Annotated in this window: 27 protein-coding genes and 1 pseudogene; 4 read left to right on the forward strand and 24 right to left on the reverse strand. The window is 48.9% G+C overall.

The features are described 5' to 3' along the window. From JO226_RS21000 to JO226_RS21035, 7 genes and pseudogenes are all read right to left on the reverse strand, one after another. Positions 1 to 605: baseplate J/gp47 family protein (locus JO226_RS21000; protein ID WP_296407045.1), on the reverse strand; the 605-nt coding region annotated here is incomplete at its 3' end. Next, positions 602 to 961 carry a hypothetical protein gene (locus tag JO226_RS21005; RefSeq protein WP_021241298.1) on the reverse strand — a complete coding sequence of 120 codons (360 nt, stop codon included), beginning with the start codon at positions 959 to 961 and terminating at the stop codon, positions 602 to 604. The genes JO226_RS21005 and JO226_RS21000, both read right to left, overlap by 4 nt. Then, positions 958 to 1,668 (reverse strand): phage baseplate protein, encoded by a 711-nt coding sequence (locus JO226_RS21010; protein ID WP_296407049.1) that lies wholly within the window; start codon positions 1,666 to 1,668, stop codon positions 958 to 960. Before JO226_RS21010 ends, JO226_RS21005 begins: the two co-directional genes overlap by 4 nt. Continuing rightward, complete coding sequence (locus JO226_RS21015; protein WP_296407051.1) at positions 1,661 to 2,491, reverse strand: hypothetical protein; 831 nt, start codon at positions 2,489 to 2,491, stop codon at positions 1,661 to 1,663. The genes JO226_RS21010 and JO226_RS21015 overlap by 8 nt, the downstream gene beginning before the upstream one ends. A gap of 324 nt (positions 2,492 to 2,815) precedes the next feature. Next, on the reverse strand, positions 2,816 to 3,631 hold the full coding sequence (locus JO226_RS21025) for a hypothetical protein (protein WP_296407056.1): 816 nt from the start codon (positions 3,629 to 3,631) through the stop codon (positions 2,816 to 2,818). 266 nt (positions 3,632 to 3,897) lie between these two features. Then, positions 3,898 to 4,263, reverse strand: a pseudogene (locus JO226_RS21030) (Bro-N domain-containing protein); the annotation flags it as partial. 73 nt (positions 4,264 to 4,336) lie between these two features. After that, a complete protein-coding gene (locus JO226_RS21035) occupies positions 4,337 to 4,504 on the reverse strand; it encodes an Arc family DNA binding domain-containing protein (protein WP_296407058.1) in 168 nt (55 codons plus the stop codon). Between the two features lie 124 nt (positions 4,505 to 4,628). On the opposite strand from JO226_RS21035, the gene JO226_RS21040 reads away from it, so the two are divergent. Both JO226_RS21040 and JO226_RS21045 read left to right on the forward strand, forming a co-directional pair. Then, positions 4,629 to 4,892 carry an Arc family DNA-binding protein gene (locus tag JO226_RS21040; protein WP_296407060.1) on the forward strand — a complete coding sequence of 88 codons (264 nt, stop codon included), beginning with the start codon at positions 4,629 to 4,631 and terminating at the stop codon, positions 4,890 to 4,892. Positions 4,893 to 4,986: 94 nt separating this feature from the next. After that, complete coding sequence (locus tag JO226_RS21045) at positions 4,987 to 5,754, forward strand: hypothetical protein (protein ID WP_296407062.1); 768 nt, start codon at positions 4,987 to 4,989, stop codon at positions 5,752 to 5,754. A gap of 3 nt (positions 5,755 to 5,757) precedes the next feature. On the opposite strand, the gene JO226_RS21050 is transcribed toward JO226_RS21045, so the two are convergent. From JO226_RS21050 to JO226_RS21065, 4 genes are read right to left on the reverse strand one after another with little or no spacing between them, the layout of a single operon-like run. Further along, positions 5,758 to 7,590 carry a lytic transglycosylase domain-containing protein gene (locus JO226_RS21050; protein WP_296407064.1) on the reverse strand — a complete coding sequence of 611 codons (1,833 nt, stop codon included), beginning with the start codon at positions 7,588 to 7,590 and terminating at the stop codon, positions 5,758 to 5,760. Next, entirely contained in the window at positions 7,587 to 7,790 is a 204-nt protein-coding gene (locus JO226_RS21055; protein ID WP_296407066.1) for a hypothetical protein, read from the reverse strand. Before JO226_RS21055 ends, JO226_RS21050 begins: the two co-directional genes overlap by 4 nt. Positions 7,791 to 7,801: 11 nt before the next feature. Beyond that, positions 7,802 to 8,212: a hypothetical protein gene (locus JO226_RS21060; protein WP_296407068.1), complete on the reverse strand. Its 411-nt coding sequence runs from the start codon at positions 8,210 to 8,212 to the stop codon at positions 7,802 to 7,804. After that, on the reverse strand, positions 8,212 to 8,646 hold the full coding sequence (locus JO226_RS21065) for a hypothetical protein (protein ID WP_296407070.1): 435 nt from the start codon (positions 8,644 to 8,646) through the stop codon (positions 8,212 to 8,214). Before JO226_RS21065 ends, JO226_RS21060 begins: the two co-directional genes overlap by 1 nt. A gap of 257 nt (positions 8,647 to 8,903) precedes the next feature. Between JO226_RS21065 and JO226_RS23375 the strand changes: the two genes are divergently transcribed. Further along, positions 8,904 to 9,191, forward strand: coding sequence for an HNH endonuclease (locus JO226_RS23375; protein WP_367273572.1), 288 nt, complete (start codon positions 8,904 to 8,906; stop codon positions 9,189 to 9,191). 11 nt (positions 9,192 to 9,202) lie between these two features. Here JO226_RS23375 and JO226_RS21075 read toward each other — a convergent pair whose 3' ends face one another. After that, a complete protein-coding gene (locus JO226_RS21075; protein WP_296407074.1) occupies positions 9,203 to 10,690 on the reverse strand; it encodes a DUF3383 domain-containing protein in 1,488 nt (495 codons plus the stop codon). Positions 10,691 to 10,736: 46 nt separating this feature from the next. Here JO226_RS21075 and JO226_RS21080 point away from each other — a divergent pair, with 46 nt between their 5' ends. After that, on the forward strand, positions 10,737 to 11,228 hold the full coding sequence (locus tag JO226_RS21080; protein WP_296407076.1) for an HNH endonuclease: 492 nt from the start codon (positions 10,737 to 10,739) through the stop codon (positions 11,226 to 11,228). Here the strand turns inward: JO226_RS21080 and JO226_RS21085 are convergent. From JO226_RS21085 to JO226_RS21140, 12 genes are all read right to left on the reverse strand, one after another. Continuing rightward, the gene (locus JO226_RS21085; RefSeq protein WP_296407078.1) at positions 11,221 to 11,739 is read right to left on the reverse strand and encodes a hypothetical protein; all 519 of its coding nucleotides are present in this window, start codon (positions 11,737 to 11,739) and stop codon (positions 11,221 to 11,223) included. The two genes, JO226_RS21080 and JO226_RS21085, sit on opposite strands and share 8 nt — an antisense overlap. Continuing rightward, entirely contained in the window at positions 11,736 to 12,107 is a 372-nt protein-coding gene (locus JO226_RS21090) for a hypothetical protein (protein WP_296407081.1), read from the reverse strand. The genes JO226_RS21085 and JO226_RS21090 overlap by 4 nt, the downstream gene beginning before the upstream one ends. Then, the gene (locus JO226_RS21095; RefSeq protein ID WP_296407082.1) at positions 12,082 to 12,528 is read right to left on the reverse strand and encodes a hypothetical protein; all 447 of its coding nucleotides are present in this window, start codon (positions 12,526 to 12,528) and stop codon (positions 12,082 to 12,084) included. The genes JO226_RS21090 and JO226_RS21095 overlap by 26 nt, the downstream gene beginning before the upstream one ends. Continuing rightward, positions 12,528 to 12,959, reverse strand: a complete 432-nt coding sequence (locus JO226_RS21100; protein ID WP_296407084.1) for a DUF4054 domain-containing protein — start codon at positions 12,957 to 12,959, stop codon at positions 12,528 to 12,530. The genes JO226_RS21095 and JO226_RS21100 overlap by 1 nt, the downstream gene beginning before the upstream one ends. A 12-nt stretch (positions 12,960 to 12,971) precedes the next feature. Then, positions 12,972 to 13,319, reverse strand: a complete 348-nt coding sequence (locus JO226_RS21105) for a hypothetical protein (protein ID WP_296407086.1) — start codon at positions 13,317 to 13,319, stop codon at positions 12,972 to 12,974. 3 nt (positions 13,320 to 13,322) lie between these two features. Beyond that, positions 13,323 to 14,363, reverse strand: a complete 1,041-nt coding sequence (locus JO226_RS21110; RefSeq protein ID WP_296407088.1) for a major capsid family protein — start codon at positions 14,361 to 14,363, stop codon at positions 13,323 to 13,325. Positions 14,364 to 14,366: 3 nt separating this feature from the next. After that, on the reverse strand, positions 14,367 to 14,846 hold the full coding sequence (locus tag JO226_RS21115; RefSeq protein ID WP_296407090.1) for a hypothetical protein: 480 nt from the start codon (positions 14,844 to 14,846) through the stop codon (positions 14,367 to 14,369). 3 nt (positions 14,847 to 14,849) lie between these two features. Beyond that, entirely contained in the window at positions 14,850 to 16,118 is a 1,269-nt protein-coding gene (locus JO226_RS21120) for a DUF2213 domain-containing protein (RefSeq protein ID WP_296407092.1), read from the reverse strand. A gap of 134 nt (positions 16,119 to 16,252) precedes the next feature. Further along, the gene (locus JO226_RS21125) at positions 16,253 to 16,939 is read right to left on the reverse strand and encodes a phage minor head protein (RefSeq protein WP_296407195.1); all 687 of its coding nucleotides are present in this window, start codon (positions 16,937 to 16,939) and stop codon (positions 16,253 to 16,255) included. Between the two features lie 52 nt (positions 16,940 to 16,991). Then, positions 16,992 to 18,524, reverse strand: a complete 1,533-nt coding sequence (locus JO226_RS21130; protein ID WP_367273569.1) for a DUF1073 domain-containing protein — start codon at positions 18,522 to 18,524, stop codon at positions 16,992 to 16,994. After that, positions 18,524 to 20,053 carry a phage terminase large subunit gene (gene terL, locus JO226_RS21135; RefSeq protein ID WP_296407095.1) on the reverse strand — a complete coding sequence of 510 codons (1,530 nt, stop codon included), beginning with the start codon at positions 20,051 to 20,053 and terminating at the stop codon, positions 18,524 to 18,526. The genes JO226_RS21130 and terL overlap by 1 nt, the downstream gene beginning before the upstream one ends. Further along, positions 20,007 to 20,597, reverse strand: a complete 591-nt coding sequence (locus JO226_RS21140) for a terminase small subunit (RefSeq protein ID WP_296407096.1) — start codon at positions 20,595 to 20,597, stop codon at positions 20,007 to 20,009. The genes terL and JO226_RS21140 overlap by 47 nt, the downstream gene beginning before the upstream one ends. Position 20,598: the final 1 nt, after the last annotated feature.

Genomic DNA, 20,598 nt, shown 5'->3' on the forward strand with positions numbered 1-20,598 from the left:
ACCGATTGCTGTCTGCGAGTCTCGAATGCAATGCGTGACTCTACATCAACACCAACAACGCCCGGGCTAGCATTTGTGATCGCATCCCATCCGGGCACAGCGCGATAGATTTGGTTTAATGAGCCAGCAGCGCATGGTATTGGACCCGTTGTCTGATTTACAAACTGAATATCAATTGTGCCGCCTGACGGGATTACTGCAGAGTCAATAGACTGATAAATGTAGCCGCTTGTGTCGATTGCAGTACTGCCTGCAGGGATGGTTGTGCCAACCTGGCCAATACAGGAGGCTGTAACAACTGTTCCCTGAGCAGAAATGCGATCCATGAAATAGATACGCCCTATCCCATCCTGGAATCGACCCGTTGCGTAATCAGGGTTTATCTGATTGAACAGGCAAAGCAGTTTGTCGTATTCCTGAGCAATGATTTCTGTGTCTGACTGTGCGATTTGACCCTGTGGAGAGCTAAGAGACTGACTTGCCCCGCCTCCTAGCGCCGTTGTCATGTCTGTCAGTCGGCCCGACAGGATGTCAGCCACATCAGGTACAGAGAGGCCATTTTCAGTAATGGTTACATCGGGTACTGCAGTATTTAGTGTCGTCATAGTGTGGCCTGCGCTGTATTTCCGTTAATGTCGGTCACACGGATAGTTCCGCGCATACTGCGGGTGTTTTTATCGAAGAAAACATTCGCCAGCGCCTGGTCAACAATCGGCAGTTTGAGTGCTTCTGTTTGCAGCTTCTGCTGGATAAAGCTCGGCGTCGGACGCTTGCCGAGGACGTCTGTTTTCCACGGGATTCCGAGCGTGGTGTCGTAATAGCACTCACCAGAAAACACAAGGCATGCGCTGGCAACATCCTGAGCAACTGAGTATGACTCGTCTGCTATCGCAATATTCCCGCTGCCATCCAGCGTTAAATCCCATGTGGACACGTCTAATTGCATTGTTCTGTATGTCATGCTGGTTTATCCGTGGTGTTTGATGTGACAGTGGAGCCGCCAGTTTGAACTCCTGGAACTGGGTGTTTGTGCTGGTCATATTTGTCACGCAGGGTTTTGAGTGATGCGCTTTGTGTGCCGTTGTTGTCGGTGATATCTCCGCCAGCGGTGATATTTCCGGTGACATGCATTGTCGGCGTAGTGACATTCACGCCATCAGGCGCTGTGATGTTCGCTGAAGAGCAAATGATATTTACCGGGTTGGGCGTAGTGATGTTTATCGCACCGTCCGAGAACTCGATGAACTGTGATGGCTGGTTGTTAAGGAAGCCGCCAAGGTAAAGTGCGTCTGATTTACTGTGCGTTCTCTTGCTACCAGGTACAGACTGTTTTCTATTCGCTCTGGCTATTGAGTTGTCACGGTCACAGATGGCGATCATGCCGATATCACCGGCCACAGGATTCATGATGACTGCACTAGCCCCGCGCTGAAGTCTGAACACCGGCACATTGAAGATTTCCGAGTTCTGGATGGTAGCGCCTGACGGGTCAGTTCTGGTCACCAGCGGAATAACATCCACAACCAGATTTGGAGCAGTTCCGCGAATCGCCGTCACTTCAACAAGCTCAATAAAAAAAGCCCCTGAAAGGAGCTTTTTGAAGACGTACGAGAGATTTTCCGCATCACTAGTTTGCGCACTAGTGGGCGTAAATAAATAATCAGCCACTGGTTGCCTCATTTAATTTTCTGTTTGCTATGCACACCGAATGCCAGGGCCCATCTTCCATCCACGATGACAGCTCATGCGTTACACTGGTGAGCTTATAAACGCCGCTGGCGTGAGGGAGAGTTGTCTGCAGCTCTATGTCGCGCCCTGTTGTCAGAAGCGTTGAGAACTGCGTCTGGAACATCACACCGCCATTTGAGAAGACCGGATATCCTATTAGCCCGTATTCGGGAGAGATAAGAGGTTTAACATCGTCCTTTGTGCTTTCCTGAGGCCAGAATGATATTGATGGTGGTGCAACAGACATAGCTATGTTGAGGTCGTCGCAGACCGCTCGCAACTGGTCAAATACACTGCCTTCATAGTGCGGGTTTGAAATTACTTTTCCATCTAATCCCACGATATAAGGTGTGTAACCGGCAGCCTTACAGATGGCGTTGATAACGCTCGTAACCGGAGTTGAACCGTTGAATGAAAAAGGTGACGCTGTTTTGTTCTGCAGGTCAGCGTTTGCCGTTGCCGTAATCATCAAAGCCGTATTCGGCATGGTGTTCATGTTGGCAATAGATGATGTCATGTACCCGGCAAATATCGCGGTATTCTCCACAAAAATCTTCATGCTGATACGCTCTGTATCGGTGCCGAACAGACCCATTGCTTTTGAAGACAAGGAAGCCAGCATTTCCAGGCCAAGTCCAAATATGCTCACGTTCACCTGAGTGCCGAACAGGTTTCCCGATGACTGAAGTGATACTATGGCCCGAGCTTCACTGATTGAGATTTGATTGTTCCCGGCATCATCGAACGATGAGGTCTCATTCATAAACTCAAATCTAAGGGATCGCTTACTGTACAAGTTCGTTCTCTCCTATGTAGTAAAGAATGAACCTGCCACCCAACCCATCATAAGATGGGTCTTGCTGACCTACGTTATCGAGGAAAACCAGATCGCCCTGAAATCCGAGATACGAATACCTGACCATTTTGTTTCCGTACAGGCACGGAACACCTTGCATGATAGGGTTGCCATTAACAGTCAGGTCCATGTAAATGAAGCTTTCACGCTGAATCAGGCGCATAACGCATCGCTGCCCTGCCAAATCCACAGAGACAGACTGTGATTTCTGTGGCTCAAGTGGAATTGTTCTCATGTGATGTTCTCGTTGATTTCTTTGGCAAGCTCAGCGGCTTTCTGCGTGGCGCTATTAGCCACATCAAGTATGGGCTTGGAGACCGTATCAAGAGCACTCTGGAAGCTCGTTGAAATGGCGTTTGATGCTGTTGTGGCTATGCCTGATACTGACGTTTTCAGAGATGACCAGGATTTCCCTAGCTCATCTACAGTGGATGGCGTAGAGCCAGCGTCTTTCGTCGACGCTCCCATTCCTGTCACTCCCTGACTAACTGAATCGTTTGTCGGTTTGGCTTCAGACTGCGCACCAGACAGAACCACTTCCATCTGCTGCATGACCTCCTGAAAGTACAGGTAAATGGTCAACATGCTCACACCACGCTGTGAATTGACTTCATATGAGTGGTCTACCAGGTCATAGCTTTCAAGCGTTTCTTTCGGCGTCTCGATGTCATAAGTGTTAGCCGTAGACAGCATCGTCTTTATGGTTTCAAGCACGCTGCTTTGGCTGGTAAACGTCAGATCGAAGATGTTTGGAATGCCACCTGAGAAGCCAGTAAGTCCGGTGACGATGATTTCGCACCTGACAACAGACGGTTCTTTCACTTTGTTGATGGACTGGTATTTGCCACCTTCAACCGGAGCATTGGTTATCTGAGCCCTGCCACTTGGCTGTATTGATGCCATACCGCTGAACTCAAGCGCTATAGCCCCCGTGGTGCTATTTCTTATGACATATTGAGGATGTATAACGCTGTCGATTATCGACAGTGGAGAGCCGCCGCCGATCGCATTAAAAATGTCTGCGGTATTGAGGTCGATGATGCTCATCGTTTCTCCAGGCAATAAAAAACCCGCCGAAGCGGGTTAGTTTTGATAATCATAAATGAATGCAGTTAGAAGACTCTCCTAACCTTCTCTTTGTTCATCTGAACCTGAGTAAATGAGCTGGCTTGATATCCCAAGTCGCTTGCTACTCCCCATGCGATATCACGCATGGTTTCACCTTTACCGAACAGCTCAACGCATCCGCCCATCACATCGTCATAGATGATGACTCGAACACGATAACGTGACTCGATTGCTTGTACCGGAGATACAGGTAGCTCTTCGCTCTTGTACTCGCCATGCTTGCGGATTGATGGCAGAACCTCTGCTGTAACCCACTTGCGGAACTGATGCGGGACTGATCCTTTGTTAACAGCATCACGACAGCGAAGGACGAGAGTGTACATACCAGACTCACTGACGATATTGGCTTCTCCCTGACGCCCTATGTTCAACATAGACCGTTCATCTTCATCCAACCTTTCAATAGCTTGCGTAACGTTTTTGATGCTAAGCGCGGAGCAAACATCTTGTGCTACAAACCACGGCTCGCCGCTTCGGTCAATAACACGGATTTTATGAGCTCCAAATTTGAAGATGGTGAAATCCTGCTTTGCTTTTGCTATAATTTTCATGTTGGTTTCCTTTCAAGCGGTTACTGACATAGAGGCCCGGTTGGTGTTAGCGCACTGCCGGGTTTCGCTGTTTTTAGGCTTGTGCATTTGTCTCACCATTGAGACCGTACGCCTTCCTTAACTGATAAATCAGCTCAGTATTAAACTGGCGACACTCATCTTCGCCGTTTCGTTCTATTGCTCGACGTACATCCTCTGGAAAACGAACCTTCTTTTGATACATGTCTTTTGCCTTTTCCATTTAACCCTCCGTTTACGCCCCACCGTGAGGCATGCATTCAGTGTCACACCGTGCGTCATTGATGTCAACCCCACCGTGGGGCATAATTTACACATTGTGAATTTTTGGCGGATTAAATTGAGAAATGAGCAGAGAAGACCCGCAACTCAGAATTAGGTTACCTATTGAATTAAAAGATAAAATAGAGAGCGTTTCGAAAACCAATAATCGCTCTATGAATGCAGAGATAGTCTCAATTCTGTCAGACTTCTTTAACCGCGAAGAACAATACAGAAACTCAATGGTTGTAGTATTGGGTTGGGAGTTAATGAACAAACACCCCGAGGTTAGAGAAGCATTTTACAATCTGGCAGCCGCGATGGCAGGAGCTGGTAATGATCATGACTAGTTTGTATTCCAGCAAAAAGCCCACCTGAGTGGGCTTTGCGTGTTTTTGTAGCAGTTAATGTTAGAATCGGGGAAAATCACATAAGGATATAGATATGCAACGCACAAAGATAACGTTAGCGATCGGCCTTGTAATTTTAACATTAGGCCCTCTCACATCCCTAGCTGCAACAAGCAACCCTCATCGCACAAAGGCGCAGGAAGGTTGCAAAGAGCTGGCATTTTCCCCTTCTTCAGAAGATTCAATCGCTATAACTACATTTATTGCCAGAAATGGGGATGCTTATCGCCCTGTAACAAAGGATGATTATCAAAGCCTACTTTTTGGTCTGTGCATGGAAGAGATTTCAGCAGCAGAAAGAGCCAGTAGCTTAGATGATCTTGATTTGTATCTTTTTACTGCCAGGAGCCACTGGATAAATATCCTGCTATCACCTGCAGTAAAGGCGGAGGACATAGCAAGAGACTACTACCGCGCCCTTCACAATATCCCTATTAAATCTCAGACTAAAATGAAAGAAGAAATCCCTTACCCTGAGCTTAGACCCAACGCGATACAGGATGAAAAGATAGCGGCCCTTGAAAAATACTCCAGACAAAAGTTGCTAAAGGGTCGGACAATTGAAAATCATTGCAAATCCATATCATCATCAATGCCAAACAAAGAAATCCCTGAAGATTCTCTTAGAAAAATGGCCATACGGGTGTGCGAAGGTGTCATGGCGATAAATTTCACACAAGGGAAACATGGCATTAGTAGGGGCACCGCGATGGATATAGCAGAAAAAACATACGGTAAAAATTCCGATGAATACCGCTACTTTGAACAAGTCACACGGCTGGCATTTTTAGAGTCACAGTAATCATCATCTTACTGCACTTGAAAACGCAGCATTAGTTGTTGACCTTTGCGCCTGCTTCTCAACGCTCTTTGTCAGTGCGTCTACCGATTGTGGGTTGCTGTTAACGTTCACGGTATTGATGTGGGTACTGTTGGTTATTTGAGGATTTCCGCCGCTTGAGGACAGTTGGTAAGGAGACCTATCAGCCATCCTACCCTGCGTTGCGTAATAGTTCCTGGCACTCCCCATGTTTCCGTACACTTTTCCGGTGTATTCTCTGGTCTCTTTGGGAAGTTGAGAAATGTCACTGCCATTGGCAATCCACTTATCAACATTACCCATACCCCAGTTGTAAGCACGAAGCGCATTATCAACGTTACCATCGTACCGTTTCAGTAGCTGTCGCATGTAAACTGATGCTGCCGCCCTGGATTTCTCTGGGTTTAATCGTTCATCTACCTGAGAGTCTACGCGAAGACCAAGGTCTCTGGCTGTTCCTGGCATGAATTGATAAGCGCCGGTAGCGCCTGAGACGTTGTAAGCTAGCGGATTACCACCCGATTCTGTCATCATTATGCCGTGAAGAAGGTCATCCATTCCCCCTGCAGGAGATGCTCTCTTTCCTGATTGAGCATATTGCTCAGGCTCGCCAAACCCCAAATAGGATTTAATTGAATCCCATGTCATGAATGGCTTTTTATCTTCATGCACCTTGTCATAGAGGTAAGAGCCAACGTCCTTACCTTGCTTTCTGGCTTCATCCCGCGCCTCGTCCACACCGTGACTTGCTGCTGCCGCTGCGATAGCACCCATGACTAATGGGTTGGCTCTTAGCCCTGTTGCCAGAAGTAGTAACAATGCAGTAGCGCCGCCAACGGAATCTGTGAGCTTTTTAATGGAGTCACCGGCATCTCGGAAGAAACCAATAATGTCGCCATGGTGGTCCTTAATCCAGTCACCGAATGCCTTCATGGCATTCATCACTTCTGGAGCAAATGCAATTGCAAGGTCTTGCCTCAGTCGGTCAAACTCGGAGTCAAGTTGACCAAGCGTTGCCACTAAAGCCTCTTGTTCCTTCACCTGTTGGGCGGTGATGTTTGACTTCTTCGTCTCAGAGTCGACAAGTGACTTCAGTTCACCAGATTTAATCTTGGCTGCGTCAGTCGGGTCAAAACCTGCAGCCGCCATTACCTGCATCAGGTTCTCTTGTGAGTGATTTTTACCATAACGGGTAAACTCACCGAGAGCCTTGCCAGGGTCGCCAAGATTGTTGATATTCAACCCTGTACGAGCGCCAAGCACCATCAGGTTCTGTGCAGCACCGGTTAATCCACCAAACACCGTTGGGTCAGCGATGTTAGCCAGTGCCATACGAGCACTACCGGATGCACCAATGAAGGCATCGCCGTTGAGCCCTGCTTGTTGGAATCCTCGACGAAGACCGAACATCTTATTCACATCGGTTCCGAAGAATTTAGCCTGGTTGCTGGCGCGAACGATTTCGTTTGATGTGGAGGTAAAGAGTTGCTTAATGCCATACAGGCCAGCTCCGATACCCAGAAACCCGGCTGCAGCAACATATGCACCACGGAATGAAGATGCAGCTGATGCCCCGAACTTTTTAACATCAAAAGTGGCATCAGAAATTACCCTTCCTGTTTTCCGCGTAGACCGTTGAATGTCATCTCCAGCCTTAACGATAACCTTGCCAGTCTCTTTGGAGGTTTCGTCTATTCCGTCAAAGCTTTTTTCAACTGTGTCCTGAAGCTCTTTAACTCCCTCTTCAACCTTTTTCTTGCCGTTCAGGAACTCATCAGCCTTGATTGTGACCTTATAGGCCAACTCATTGATAATCATCGTTGCTCCTGATGCTTATGCCAGACGCGTTGGTTGAAGTTTTCAACGGATATGATTTCCAGCAAATTGTACATATCAGCTACGGAAAGCCTCTCCTGAAGGTCAAGATAAGAAGCTTTGCCGGAGCAGATAATTGCGTTTATTGCTGATGAGATATTTACAGGTGAGACTAGCTTTGCCGGAAGAGACTCTTCATCCATGAAGGGGTATTTCACTCTCCGGCGATCGTTAAAAAATCAAAATTCACCTGGAAAACTTTATCCAGCAAGGTGCGAATGGTGGAAACCTCTTCGAAATCCAGAGAGCCATTCACCTTGCGCTGCTGCTGTTTACCGTCATTGGTGATGATGATATCCACAGTAGACATCAATCGGTCACGCAACTGGCGGGCGATATCAGGCGAGGATGCGGAAATGACACTCAGGCCAACTGTTGCCAGTCCCGCACATCCCATGGCGATCACATCCGCTGGGATTTCGCTAAAGTTAGAATCACCCATTGCGCGGAAGATATCCTGAGCCAGAGTGTCGGCATCCCATGCCGACATTTCTGTGATGAGAAATTCTTTCCCTTTATCGCGCCCCTCTTCCTCCACGACGAAGGGAATCTCTTTTCGTGCCATCAGATAGCGCTCCGTGTAACTGTCTCAAAATGGAATACTGCCGGGCGAGGCTGCAGCACTCGACGGCCAGGAGGTGTTGGCGTCCAGGTATAAAGAACTCCGTTAACAAAGTTCCATTTCGCACCAAGCGCCGGCACGGTTAGCACTGCGTTACACGCAAACGCTGAAATTGCTGTTCGCTCTGCAGCAATCCAGTCATCAATCAGGCTACTGGCATTGGATGTCGCCATTAGGTTGATGGTGAACTCTGTCGGGTTGAAGATGAAGCCAGCGTGGTATTTACCGTCCGCAGACATCATGTCTTCCTTGTTCTGCAGCGCACCAGTTTCAAACATGTTGTCGGCTGCGTAATCGTCTACATCAAAACCGCCTGGATAGTAAGCAGGTACGACGATGCGCAGCTTGGAATTAGCGGAAGTTATGTCGATAGGCATGAACCTTTCCTTATTTGTGATATACTGTTTGCACTCTAATATCAATTGAGGCGTCTATGGATTTTCAGCATATGCTAGATATAAACCCTGAGACTGGGGTGATATTAAGTAAGGTTTTCAGAAGGGGTGCAGGTGCCGCTGGTCATCGCATCGGTAACATTAACCCTTATGGTTATTTGTGGTTTTTGCATAATGGCAAGAGGCATCTTAACCATAGAGTTATCTGGGAATTCTTTAACGGAAAAATACCTGAAGGAATGCAAATCGACCACATAAACGGGAGGCGAGATGACAATCGGCTGGCAAATCTTCGCCTTGTTGACGCCGCTCAAAACAGCAGAAACAGGAAGCGACAACAAAATAATTCCACAGGTGTTACTGGCGTTTATCCATATAAAGATACCGGGAGATTTTGCGTACAAATAGGCTCCGGCAAGAGCCGAATTTTCCTAGGTATTTTTGACACTTTATTCGATGCCGCTTGCGCCAGAAAATCCGCTGAAATCAATTCCCATTACCACCCAAATCACGGTAGGGCGGCTTAGTCGCCCTTTTATTATAGAATCGCGGTTGAGGACATATCGATGGATTGAATGAGTTGGCCGTCAACCCAGTAAAAGATTGCGCCTTTCAGGGTTCGCTCAAGACGAGCCGCACCAGTCTGGGTAGGGATGAACAGATACCAACCCTCAGAATAAAGCGTTGCGGAGATATCCTTGCGTACGGTGTTATTCACGATGCGAATCTGTGCCTGGTCGAGCACTACGCCCTTCTGAATTGCTCCGAACGTCAGGGCCTGATTGGCAACATCAATCGTCGCCGCCTGAATGGCACCATAACCGTTTTGGTTGAATGGGTATGACTGATTATTGGTGAACAGGTTCGCATATGCACCAACGAGATTGGCGTTAATCCATACTTGGTCAATAAAGCTATCCAGCCAGACAAACTTCCCAGTAATCGCACCATCAGATGCATACTGCGCCATCGTCTTATTCAGGCTGTATGAACCGTAGAAGTTATAGCCGTTAGACTTCAGGGCTTGTGCAGTTGCCAGATCGCTTACGTTAGGCGCAAGACCGGAGAAGCCTCGGAATTTGAACGACACGCGACCATTTGTCCGGGCGAAGTCTACAGATGCCGCATATGCAAGCGCTGTAACGCTGTACAGATATGAACCGTACACCGGGAAGATGTTCTCATACCCGTTAGCAACGACAACTTTCTGCACGAAGCAGTTAGCGTTGTTGGCGATAGTGCCTGCAGCAGTAGTGTCATGCACCACATAGCCGAAGCGGTTTTTGCTGCCATTTGCCCACGCACACAGTTCCGTTTTCTGGTCATCCGTTAACTCAACCAGGGAGTTAAACAGAATCCAGTTCTGGTTGGTGTTGATGATGTTATTCATCGTGTCAGTCAGCGTGACTGCATCAGAGCCCGGGGAAACGGTAGCGGCTGTTGCTTGCGTCAGCAGCAGGCCGGTAGCCAGCGCACCAGGAGATGCGTAAGACACCTGACTATCTGCGCCGGTAGTCACTGATCGAATGATGAAGCGATTAGCGATAGGAAGCCATTCAACCGCCACTTTACTCGCGCCGATACCGGTCTGCAGCTTGGATGCGATGTCGCTGAAGCTTGTTGCAGTGGAAAGGTCGATAGACGAGCTGGTAGTTGATACGCCATCAATCGTGAGGGTAATTGTGCCTGCTGGAATTGCCTTTAGTGTCGCTAGTGCAACACCTTTCAGATTTCCTGACAGCAGGTATCCAGCCACGTCAGCAGTAATAACGCGGTACATCAGCAATTCACCCGGGATAACGGATGAGTTTTCGTAGCCGTTGAAATACTGCTGCGCGGCAAGGAATTCTTTTGATGTGCTTCCCATAAGGGCTGATACATCTGCTGCAGAGAAGTAAGAGACAACTGAGCCCACGGGCACCAGTTCATTGTCAGTCAGCATCAGGCCGTTAGCATCAACCGCAGAACCGGCAGGTGTAACGACGTTTGGCGTGATATTAAAATCCGTTGATAAAGGTATTGTCATTTCAGTATAATTCCACTTTAAATGATTTTACGGGAAGGGGTCAGACATGCCGAATTACAACGAATATTTTTCATATGATCCGCATCTTGGCACTCTTACCTGGATTAAAACTAATTCTCCGCGAGCTAAGGCAGGAAGCGTTGTTTCCTACACCAGTAAGCAGAGTGGGTATGTCCAGGTAAGGTTAAATGGTCGACTTACCATGGTTCATAGAATCGTATGGGAAATGCATTTCGGACCTATTCCATCTGGAATGGAAGTTGATCACATAAACAGGATTAGGAACGACAATAGATTGCAAAATCTTAGGCTTGTAACACCATCAGATAATTGCAAAAACAGAGGCATTCGAATTGATAACAAAACAGGTTATCCTGGTGTTAAATTCCATAAGAAAAACAATAATTGGAATGCAAGGATTACCCACAACGGAATTCAGGTTCATTTGGGTTGCTTTGATACCTTTGAAAAAGCCAAGCAAGCCAGAATTAATGCTGAAAAGCGTAAGGGGGTTGTTGACCCAATTAATTCTAATTAACTTTAATATCCACCATTTCTGTAGATATCTCCGCCTTATCAAAGTAATCCTGCCTCAAGCTCACTGTTATGTGGGCTTGCAGTGACAACGTCAGGGTCCATCTTTCCTGCCATTGACTTTCCGCATCAATCATCGGCGCTTGAATAGCCGGGGATGAATAGAGAGGTGCCAGTCTGGCATCGATGCCTTTGATAGTGTCGTAGCCGTAGCCACTGGCGAATGTGGTTTCTAAGGCAATAGCCCGATCCCCTGCACCCTGACCATAGATATCCACCTGGATATCAGCCTGGCGAACTTCGGTATATCCCATAGCGCTTGTCGACGGTGAGCCAGTGTCCTGCTTGATGTCTCTCGTCGTGGATAGCCGGGTAAATCGCAAGGGGGTCAGGATGCAGAACTGGCCTTTTTGCATCGGCACCCTGTTAGCCTGTGCCTGTTGGCAGGTTCCGGCTATAGGCTCGATGTAGCCAGCAAGTACATCGATAACATCATCTACGGTGAAGTCATTCATGGGCTCACCTGCAATACCGCAATCAGCCGGCACCACGAATCCCAAAGCTCTACCGGTTCAACGACAAGCCATTGCTCACCATTAATCACGAAGATGTCTCCACCCTGCTCCATCTCGCGCTGGACGCTGAAATAGTTGCCATTGACGTAAATAACCTTCGCCAGCCCCTGAATGTTCAGGCCGTCTACGTGCTGCATATCGCCGCGGCTGATTGGCTGTAGTTGAATAGTGACGTTCTGGTCTGGCAGATAAGATGGCATTGGCTTTCGCCCGGGACCGATGGTTTCACCAGCGTACTTCTTCAGGATTGCTGAGATATTGGGGTTGATGCTGGTGATCGCGTTATTGGCTACTTGTCTGAGATTCAATTTCGCTCACCTCGTAGCTAACGCTATCCAACATGTTTTTGGTGTCAATCAGCGGCTTATCAAAACCCTTCCTTGCAATCGTCACTGGTGAAAGTGGTGGAGAATCAAGGGCACGAATCGACTGCTGTATATCAGCGGCGATAATGGTTCCCAGCATTGAAAATACTTCTTCAATGTCATCACCACGCTCAATTAGCAAAGCCGCCTGCTCTTTCCACTCTTCTTCATGCTCCGCTATTGCATTTCTGAAGAAAGGTCGTGGCGGCTGATTATGAGCCGGATTGCCATACTCGTTGGTTGCGGCAACCATAGGGACCGGAATTACACCGTTGTAGGTTGATCCCTCAAGAAAACCGACCTTTAGCTGAATGTTAGAAAATTGCTTTTCAACCTCATCAAGCACGTCCATTACCTTATCCATCAGTACCTCCGGTAATATCCGTAGGGATAATTTGATGGGGAGTGACCGCTTATGTACTGGAAGGTGCGGAATGGTGCCGTAGCATTCCAGTAATCAGCGCCATACTTTGTTTGCATGTACCATGCTGAATTTGCTGTTACCCCTGGCATATCCGCATGAACGCTAACTGAACCCTCTGAAGCGCTGTCGATTCTCCCAACCAATCCGGATGGTGACTGCCCATTAGCGCCCGAGTAAAGAAAGGCGATATGGGCAACCAGCATATTCAGCAGCATTGCGCGGACAGCCAAATCCGACACACGACTGAAGTCTGTGTTATCGAGATAGATAGTTGCCTGGGTGAAATACTGCTGGAGTAGTGCGTCGTCGACAGATGAGAATTCAGGGTAACGTAGCTTAAATGCGACGGGGTCAAATATTACGACGCCCATTCACTGCTCCCGCTATTTGGTATCGGCCTTTTTAACACCAGGGGCCGGATTTTCAGGATCCATTCCTTCCAGGCCAGTTTTCTCTTCAGCCAGTTCTTTCGCTTGCGCTTTAACGCTGCGCTCGTCTTTCTGGATGAAAATGGCGTTGTTCTGGATATAAGCTGCATCCTGATACATGGCAACAAACTTATCCATGAAGTCTTTTTCGACCTGAGTAACTCCGAATGCACCTTCGGGAATGGCCCCATCAAGACCACGAAGGGAGGTTGTTGCCGCCCCGTTCAGGATTACCGTTTTGCCGTCGATAGTGACCTGCAGTCCATTAGGCAATTTGCAGCCTACGCTTACCATTTCAGCCATGAATTAAACTCCAAGCAGGCCGGCGACAGCCAGCGGTTGACGAATGATTGCACCCCAGGTGCCACCTGTTTTCTTCTGCTTATAAGCAGAAAGGTCTACCACCACAGGGTGTGTGCGCATTTTTTCGGTAAATGCACAGTAGCCAGTATCCTGACCATCCAGATCGTCAGCAATGAGCTGAACAAGCTGACCTGATGCGGTGTTGTACTCAACAGCAGTAACAACGCGCAGGTTCGGGAAGTTTTTCTTCAACTGGTCTGAAACGTTCACGTTATACATGTTCGTTTTGGTCAGATTAGCTTCAGATTCAGGAGACATCGCCAGCGTCATTTTGCTGTCGCGCTCAACATAGCCCTTAGTCTGGGTGATTAACTGCTTGTACAGCGCCTGGATGTCGTCATACACAGCCTGGCCATCTTTGGTTGCCCAAGTAGTGCCACTGCCAGTACCAGTTGCTGCCGGGGTGATTGGTGCAGGCAGGTTTGGGTCATTCAGAATGCCGTAGTTCTTCAGCCCAGATACACCGAAGAAGTAGGACTTGTTCTGGAATTTATTCAGGGTCAGTGCTGAAGCGGTGTTCAGTTGCTGAGCCCATGCGATACGGCCTTCGCCATAGCGGTCCAGTTCCAGCTCACCCCACTGGGTGATGGTCTGGTAGAGGTATGACTCACGTGCAACCCAGTTAACGTTCGCGCTCACCTGACCGTTGTTGTTGTAGTCGCCATAGCTGGATACCTGACCGGTAGATTCGACAACCGGGAATTGCGCGGTCATGGTAGTCCAGTCGCCTTTCTTCGTTTCGCCCATGATTTCCACCGCTTTCATCGGAGTAACCAGGATGCGAATCAGCTCAGGGTCTACGTAGTTGGTGAAGTACCATGGAATGCCTGCGTTACTGGCGGTTACCAGTGTCGGCTGCGCATCCATCGCGTATGAATAGCTATTCGCTACCGCGTCAGTCAGATAGGCTTTGGCTTCGGGAAGTACTACACCGTAATCCCGCTCAGCCATTGCTTTATGTTGTAAAAATTCTGCGTTGTTCATCGATTAGCTCCAGGTGCCCATCTGAATAAGTTCGCCAGCAGCGCCAGCGCTACCAACCACAAATTTTGTCTCTACATAACCAGCAACAGTTGCTCCAGCAGCGCCGGTGGTAATAGAGCCATCTGACAGTTTGGCGAAAATTTTCTGCCCTACTGTTGCCGCTCCCGCGGTGCGCACCCAGAAATCACCTGCTGTCATCAGAGTCATCTGGAAGCCAGGTTGAACAGTCATTGATGCTTCAGCCAGCCAGGTAGTGATTGAAGCCTGACCTTCGCGATGAACGAAGCCAGGTGGAACGCCAGTACCGGTATTATCTACCACGCCGTTAGTCACCCAGCCGAAACGACCGACGACCACACCATTGGTGCCAGCTACCAGAGCACCTTCACCCGCCAGCAAGCTTGCCTTCGGGTTTGCAGAAGCGAAGTCACCTTCTACGCCTGGTGCCTGCTGCTGGTTGATTACATTTTGAAAGCCGCTCATTGCTTAGCTCCGTTTCATTTTGGTTGCGCCAGGGAATGCTTTGGCGAAAGAAGATGTGGTCGCAGAATCCATGCCAATAACATTGGCAGGTTTGCGAGCTTCTGATTTCTGGATGATTGTGAACTCAACCATTGATCTCAGTGCTGAAGGGTGAACGCCTTTGTGGTTAGCGCCTACAGAGTCAAGGGCGAAACGGTAGATGTCTTCAGCTGAATCCATCGCTACCAGGCTCACATCGCCAACGAGAGCGCGTACGCACTCACGGGCTTCGTTTGCCTGACGAATGCGACCCATGACATTTTCTTCAGCTTTACGGATTAATGCGGCATCCATAGCAGCCTTGTCCTCTTTGTCTTCATCGTCTTCATCTTCGGCTTTCTTGTCCTTTTTATCGGACTCTTCATCTTCAGCCTTTTTATCTTCTTTTTTGGACTCGTCTTTATCCTCGTCCATCGCTTTGTCTTTCTTGTCGTCGCGCTCTTCTTTCTCTTCCTCTTCGAGTTCGAGATTTTTCTTGACCGCTTTTTCGACTTCTTCGAGGTCTGCGTCTTGTGCCAGGAATGGCTTCAGAGCAGCCGCGAGTTGTTTGGCTTTTGCCATCTCTTTTAGCTCCAGTGATAATGAATCCCCGACAACGACGTCGGATCCGGCTCTGCCCTCTATTACGAGTGCAACGTGGTTCCCGACGATATCGCGCATGACGCCATCGTATGGCTGGCCTTCATGTACGCCGGGGGTCATGTCGGCTACATATCTGTAGGCCGACGAAAGCTCTTTCTTCTCATCTGTTTCGATTCCAGCGATGGAGTCTGCATCCCAGACAACAAGCGAGTTCTTAAGGTAAGTCCCGTCAAATTCGGCATCAGTACCAGTAGAACCAACCACAGCCATCTTCTGAGGGTCTGCGGCAGTAACCGGAATGTGTTCATTGAGGAGCGGGATGTTGTTGAATGTGGTCGCCGCTTTTGCGAGCTCTTTTGGGTCGCGCAGCAGGTAGTAAACTTTGTCAGGCTGCAGGCCTAACGATTTGGAATTGGGGATTTCACGGCCATAGTAGGGGCAGATGTTAGCCTTGCTGATTGGCGTCACTTCGACGTGCAGGCGACCATCATTGTCAAAGGAGCGCACCGTTGCCCTGTCGAACGCCAGAGCTGAGTCACCTGCATAGCCATTGGCATATGCCGCACGCTCAACCTCTTCTGCCTTTTCTTTTGTATCGAATGGCCCTTCTTTTCCCCAATACCATTTGCCACTTTTTTCATGGACTGGCATGGATTTACCTTTCTTCAGGCAATAAAAAAGGCCGCCTTAGCGACCGTTGTTTTTCTTCAGAGACGTTATTGTCAGCGCGGCTATGATTATGCCGCCAAATATCAATGTCAGGCCTAGTGCCTTGAACACTTCAATCATTTTCGTTCCAGTCCTGGGATTATCGGAGACCATGTGCAGCGGCAGTTGATGGCTTCACCAGGTAGCACCCATTCACCATCTAGATACAGACCTTTGTCGAGGTCAAACTCTTTGCCGTCCGCCTTGACGTGGGATTGTCTTGGCTCTTTACCTGCATGAGAGTGACGCCAGATTCCTTTGGTAATTCCCAGGCTCTTTTGCCGCTCAGACTGGATGACTGCTGTGGCTTTGTTGTTCTGGTCGCGAGCGATCGTCTCAGCACGCCTGCGAGTGATTCCGTAGCGTGCTTCGAGTTCATCCGTTAAATGCCCAAGGTCGCGACCGCGGCTTACTGACTGCATCACCATCGTCTCAACCTGCGTGTGGTACTGCTCAGGTATCGACTTAATCAGGTTGACGTTCTCGTTAATGACGGCCTGCATTGAGTCTTTGAGCTCATCATTCATCGTGAACTTAACGGTGAAACCGCCATTCTTCAGTGCGGAATGAAGAGATACATCAGTATTGCGCAGTGTCTTATCGACAAAGCGATCTGCCAGTTTTTTTGCAAGCTCGTTGAACTTGCTTTCCCACTGCTTACCGAGTTTAGCCAGCCTGCGCTTCAACTCATTCGCCGGGCTGGCATCTAGCGCCATGCTGTCTTTGTAGCCAGCTTCAAGCCAGTACCGGTAAGACTTGTTCATCTCCCGAACCAGCTTGAGAAGCTCGGCGCGATACCACTCATGAACTCCGGCGTTAGCCCTGATTGGACGAAGGGTTTTCTGGCTCTTCGAATCCTTCTTCGATGGACTCGTTTTCGTAATCTTCGTCATCTTCAGATTCCATCATGTGGTATGGGCTTGCCTTGTCTGACTGGCGCATACTCCTGATCGCGTCGAGGTCGAACACTCCGGCTTCGGCATAGTTCTTGTCAGCCTCGGACTGATGCTTCATGACTTCGGCTTTCTCGGCTTCTGTAAGCTCATACAGCGGCAGGAACTCGAAATCGATGTCTGGGTCAATCTCGCCGAATTCGTTCAACTGGATGACATCCAGCACTGTTTTCAGAGGGCTCCTGAACAGATTCTCCTGCATAGCGTGGATAGAATCGTAGAAGACGCGTATTTCACCATCAGACGAAGCGTTGAGGCCGTTAGGAGTGATGCCAAGCAGCTTAACCAGAGGGATGCTTGAGACTGACGCCATCTGCTCCTGTGCTTGCGCCTGAAGAGCATCGACACCGGACAGGCTTGTCACGAACTGGAAGAACTCTTCTGAATCCTTATCAACAAGGAACATTCCACGGTTATCGCGGACCTTATTGAAGAACTCAGCTCGCATAAACAGGTTTGGGTCTGCAACTCCGGATAAGACGTTTTGCATGTTCGTCTTCAGGCCATAAACCACAAACGAGTGAACCAGGTCGCTCACGCTGTCACGCGTTCTCAGCCAGTTCTGCACGTATGGCTCAGCCATCTGGCTAAGAGACAGTCCGCCGAAGTTATATGCTGCCTTGAGGATATCCGGCACTTGTCGGGAAATCATCGTCAGCATGCGGCTTGCGTGAACTGTGCGCCCCATGACGTACCATTCAGCCGGGTTGAAGAAATCGGGGCTAAGTGGGTTGTCAGCGTTATACACACCCGGGTAAGTCCACATCGCTTCGATGACACGGAAACCGTTCAAGCTGCCTTTGGTTATCTTGCGCGGGCTGATGTAGAGCTTCTTGTCCAGTTCGTCAGGAACAGTCCAGGCAGAGTTACCACTCGGTGTTTTCACATCGATGTAAATCTGACCGCGACCGAAGTAACCGTCATGCTCAGCAGCTTCACGAAACTTCTCGCGCACTTTGAAACGCTTTAATGCGTCATCAAGCTGGCGAATCTTGTCGGCCTTATCATCGCCGTCATCTTTGCCGATGTGCTTCAGCTCAATCCACTTGCGTGTCATCTCTTCAGCTATCGTGCCAGTAATCTTGCGATATTCCGGCAACTGAGCGAGCTGTGAGAGGTATGGATAGCCAGGGAAGCCACCGTAGCCATATGCGGTGATATTTGCTGAATTAAGGTAACTGTAAGGTGTGGAGTCCATCGCCAGAGCAGCCTCACCCACGCTCTCAGGGATCACTCCGGGAGGTGGCGTATAGCGCTCAATCTGACGAAGCACTTCACCCTCTGATTTAATCCTTTCCTGTTCATTCAGCATCGCCAGCGCATTAGCCAGCGACATGGGCTGTTTTGCCTCTTCCTTTGGAGGCTCAGCTTTTTTCTTTTTCCAGCGTTCAAACACTATGCGAGCCTCAAAAGTTCTTCAGATATGCGTAACGGACCATTGCCATTCTTCATTTCGTCGATGGCATCCATCATCGGATCTAGCTGGTCGTCGTGCGTATTGAAATCAGGGTTGATGGCTTCCATCTCGACGAGGAAGTCGTTAATGAATGGTGCGTTGTTGGGCAACTTGATATACCCGGACTCGATGTATCCCTGCACGTCCATCAGGCGAGTGTATTTGTCTTTATCGCGCTGGATGGCCTTGATAGGACATATGGCCTTTTTGCGAATGTTCTGGATGAGCCCGGTACCGGATGACTTATCTTCTATCGCCATGTGGCGTAGAGGTCCGTTCTTGAGGATTTTGCATTTATCCCAGAACGCGACCGCGCGGCGCTGAAGCTCTTCTGCTTCCCACTTGCCGCGGATCATGTCTATCAGGTAGATGTATCCGTCAGTGCCTAATCCCCAATGTTCGAATACGGAGAAGTCATTGACCTCTTTTGTTTTCTGCGCAGTATCGCCATAAACGGCTCGCCACTGCATAGGAGGAAGCACTGAGTATTCGCCGAACCATTCAGATTTAATCAGGCCGCCGCCTTTAGCGGTTGGTCGCTGCTGATAGAGGGCATTCCATACTAGCGATCCACGTTGCTTGGCCTTGTCGACGAACTCCTGAGGCATGCGCTCAGGAAACAGGATTTCACCAGGCTTGCGTAATAGATAGGTCTTGCCATTCAGCTCGTGAATCTCTTCTTTCTCAGCTTCCATTGGAAAGCTAACAACGCGCCACTGCTCACCTCCCTCTTCTGCTAACTTCAACAACTGACCAGCAAGGTCATTCTGATGCCAGCGAGTAAGGATGATGATTATTCCGTTTATCTTCGGGTCAGCACGCGTGAAGAATGTTGTGTCATACCAGTCAATAACCGCTTCTTGGTATGTTGGTGATGATGCTGTTTTGTAATCCTTGGCTGGGTCATCAATGATTCCGATGTTCATACCCTGGCCGGTGATACCGCCATTAACGCCCGCAGCTCGATATGAGCCACCATGAAGACGCCCATCAGCTGATAATGTTTCCCACAACTCAGCTGTACGAATTGCACCGCCAGCTACCGTCCTGATGTTAGATCCGTTGAGTCGCACGTTGGGGAACACTTCTTTGTAGCGATCTGAATCGATGATGCGCTGGGTGTCCCTCGACATTCGATTTGCAAGGTCAGATGAGTATGAGCAGGCAATTACGTTCCAGTTTGGATGCTTACCCAACACATAAGCCGGGAAGCGACGTGATGCCTTCTCGCTCTTACCAGAACGTGGCGGGGCAAATATCATCAGACGAGGCATTAGTCCTTGCTCAGCTTCTACCAGGAAGTTATCCAGCTCAGCTGAAAGTAACTCATTAAACCATCCTGTTTCATACTGAGGGTTGGTGTATAGCGTGAATCCCATCAGACTCTCACGAGCTTCTTTTATGGCACGGCGCTTATATGCCTCAAGAGTCTGCCTGTTTCTCAGCGAGCTGTGATCTGTGTCGGCCATGACCAAGCTCCTTCAAACGTTCATCTAATTCTTCTTCGGTGATGTCGGTGTATTGAATAGGTCCACCATTTTTACCAGTGATCTCACTAGACACTTGGTCTTTGAAAGCCTGGACATTAACGTGCTTGCCTAGCAATTCAAGGTTTTTAACCTTGTCAGGCCATTTGATTTTCTTCAGGAGAGCTGCGCTATCTGCAGATGCCATCTCAACTACATCCATTCCGGATAGAGTTGTACGCCACACCTTCGGCCAGTCTTTAATCGGCTTCAGTTCGCCATTGGCAAGCAGGATGTCCAGCACGTCCATCTGATCTATTTCAGTCAGTCGTCGAAGTACATAAGCAGCGTCTATTCCTGTTTGCTCTACACGCTGAGCTTTTAACTCCGCAACTAATTCGAGGACGTGAGGTTTAGTGAGGTTTTCATAACCTACCTCTTTGGCGGTTTTCTCGCTGTAACCCGCCCTGATAGCTGCCTGTGTGGCATTGAGGTCTTTCAGGTACTCACGGGCAAACAGCTCTTGTTTGTCGGTGAGCTTTGCCATG

It is taken from the genome of Pluralibacter sp. (assembly GCF_019237635.1).
In the GTDB taxonomy this organism is placed as follows: Bacteria; Pseudomonadota; Gammaproteobacteria; order Enterobacterales; family Enterobacteriaceae; genus Enterobacter_B.

Coding starts and splice junctions, on each gene's coding strand:
- JO226_RS21095 (WP_296407082.1), bottom strand. CDS start 12,528: ATGGATAAGGTAATGGACGTGCTTGATGAGGTTGAAAAGCAATTTTCT.
- JO226_RS21100 (WP_296407084.1), bottom strand. CDS start 12,959: ATGGGCGTCGTAATATTTGACCCCGTCGCATTTAAGCTACGTTACCCT.
- JO226_RS21140 (WP_296407096.1), bottom strand. CDS start 20,597: ATGGCAAAGCTCACCGACAAACAAGAGCTGTTTGCCCGTGAGTACCTG.
- JO226_RS21110 (WP_296407088.1), bottom strand. CDS start 14,363: ATGAACAACGCAGAATTTTTACAACATAAAGCAATGGCTGAGCGGGAT.
- JO226_RS21080 (WP_296407076.1), top strand. CDS start 10,737: ATGCCGAATTACAACGAATATTTTTCATATGATCCGCATCTTGGCACT.
- JO226_RS21005 (WP_021241298.1), bottom strand. CDS start 961: ATGACATACAGAACAATGCAATTAGACGTGTCCACATGGGATTTAACG.
- JO226_RS21120 (WP_296407092.1), bottom strand. CDS start 16,118: ATGCCAGTCCATGAAAAAAGTGGCAAATGGTATTGGGGAAAAGAAGGG.
- JO226_RS21075 (WP_296407074.1), bottom strand. CDS start 10,690: ATGACAATACCTTTATCAACGGATTTTAATATCACGCCAAACGTCGTT.
- JO226_RS21025 (WP_296407056.1), bottom strand. CDS start 3,631: ATGAGCATCATCGACCTCAATACCGCAGACATTTTTAATGCGATCGGC.
- JO226_RS21015 (WP_296407051.1), bottom strand. CDS start 2,491: ATGAATGAGACCTCATCGTTCGATGATGCCGGGAACAATCAAATCTCA.
- JO226_RS21050 (WP_296407064.1), bottom strand. CDS start 7,590: ATGATTATCAATGAGTTGGCCTATAAGGTCACAATCAAGGCTGATGAG.
- JO226_RS21055 (WP_296407066.1), bottom strand. CDS start 7,790: ATGGATGAAGAGTCTCTTCCGGCAAAGCTAGTCTCACCTGTAAATATC.
- JO226_RS21125 (WP_296407195.1), bottom strand. CDS start 16,939: ATGAACAAGTCTTACCGGTACTGGCTTGAAGCTGGCTACAAAGACAGC.
- JO226_RS21060 (WP_296407068.1), bottom strand. CDS start 8,212: ATGGCACGAAAAGAGATTCCCTTCGTCGTGGAGGAAGAGGGGCGCGAT.
- JO226_RS21045 (WP_296407062.1), top strand. CDS start 4,987: ATGCAACGCACAAAGATAACGTTAGCGATCGGCCTTGTAATTTTAACA.
- JO226_RS21065 (WP_296407070.1), bottom strand. CDS start 8,646: ATGCCTATCGACATAACTTCCGCTAATTCCAAGCTGCGCATCGTCGTA.
- terL (WP_296407095.1), bottom strand. CDS start 20,053: ATGGCCGACACAGATCACAGCTCGCTGAGAAACAGGCAGACTCTTGAG.
- JO226_RS21035 (WP_296407058.1), bottom strand. CDS start 4,504: ATGGAAAAGGCAAAAGACATGTATCAAAAGAAGGTTCGTTTTCCAGAG.
- JO226_RS23375 (WP_367273572.1), top strand. CDS start 8,904: ATGCAAATCGACCACATAAACGGGAGGCGAGATGACAATCGGCTGGCA.
- JO226_RS21040 (WP_296407060.1), top strand. CDS start 4,629: ATGAGCAGAGAAGACCCGCAACTCAGAATTAGGTTACCTATTGAATTA.
- JO226_RS21105 (WP_296407086.1), bottom strand. CDS start 13,319: ATGGCTGAAATGGTAAGCGTAGGCTGCAAATTGCCTAATGGACTGCAG.
- JO226_RS21115 (WP_296407090.1), bottom strand. CDS start 14,846: ATGAGCGGCTTTCAAAATGTAATCAACCAGCAGCAGGCACCAGGCGTA.
- JO226_RS21085 (WP_296407078.1), bottom strand. CDS start 11,739: ATGAATGACTTCACCGTAGATGATGTTATCGATGTACTTGCTGGCTAC.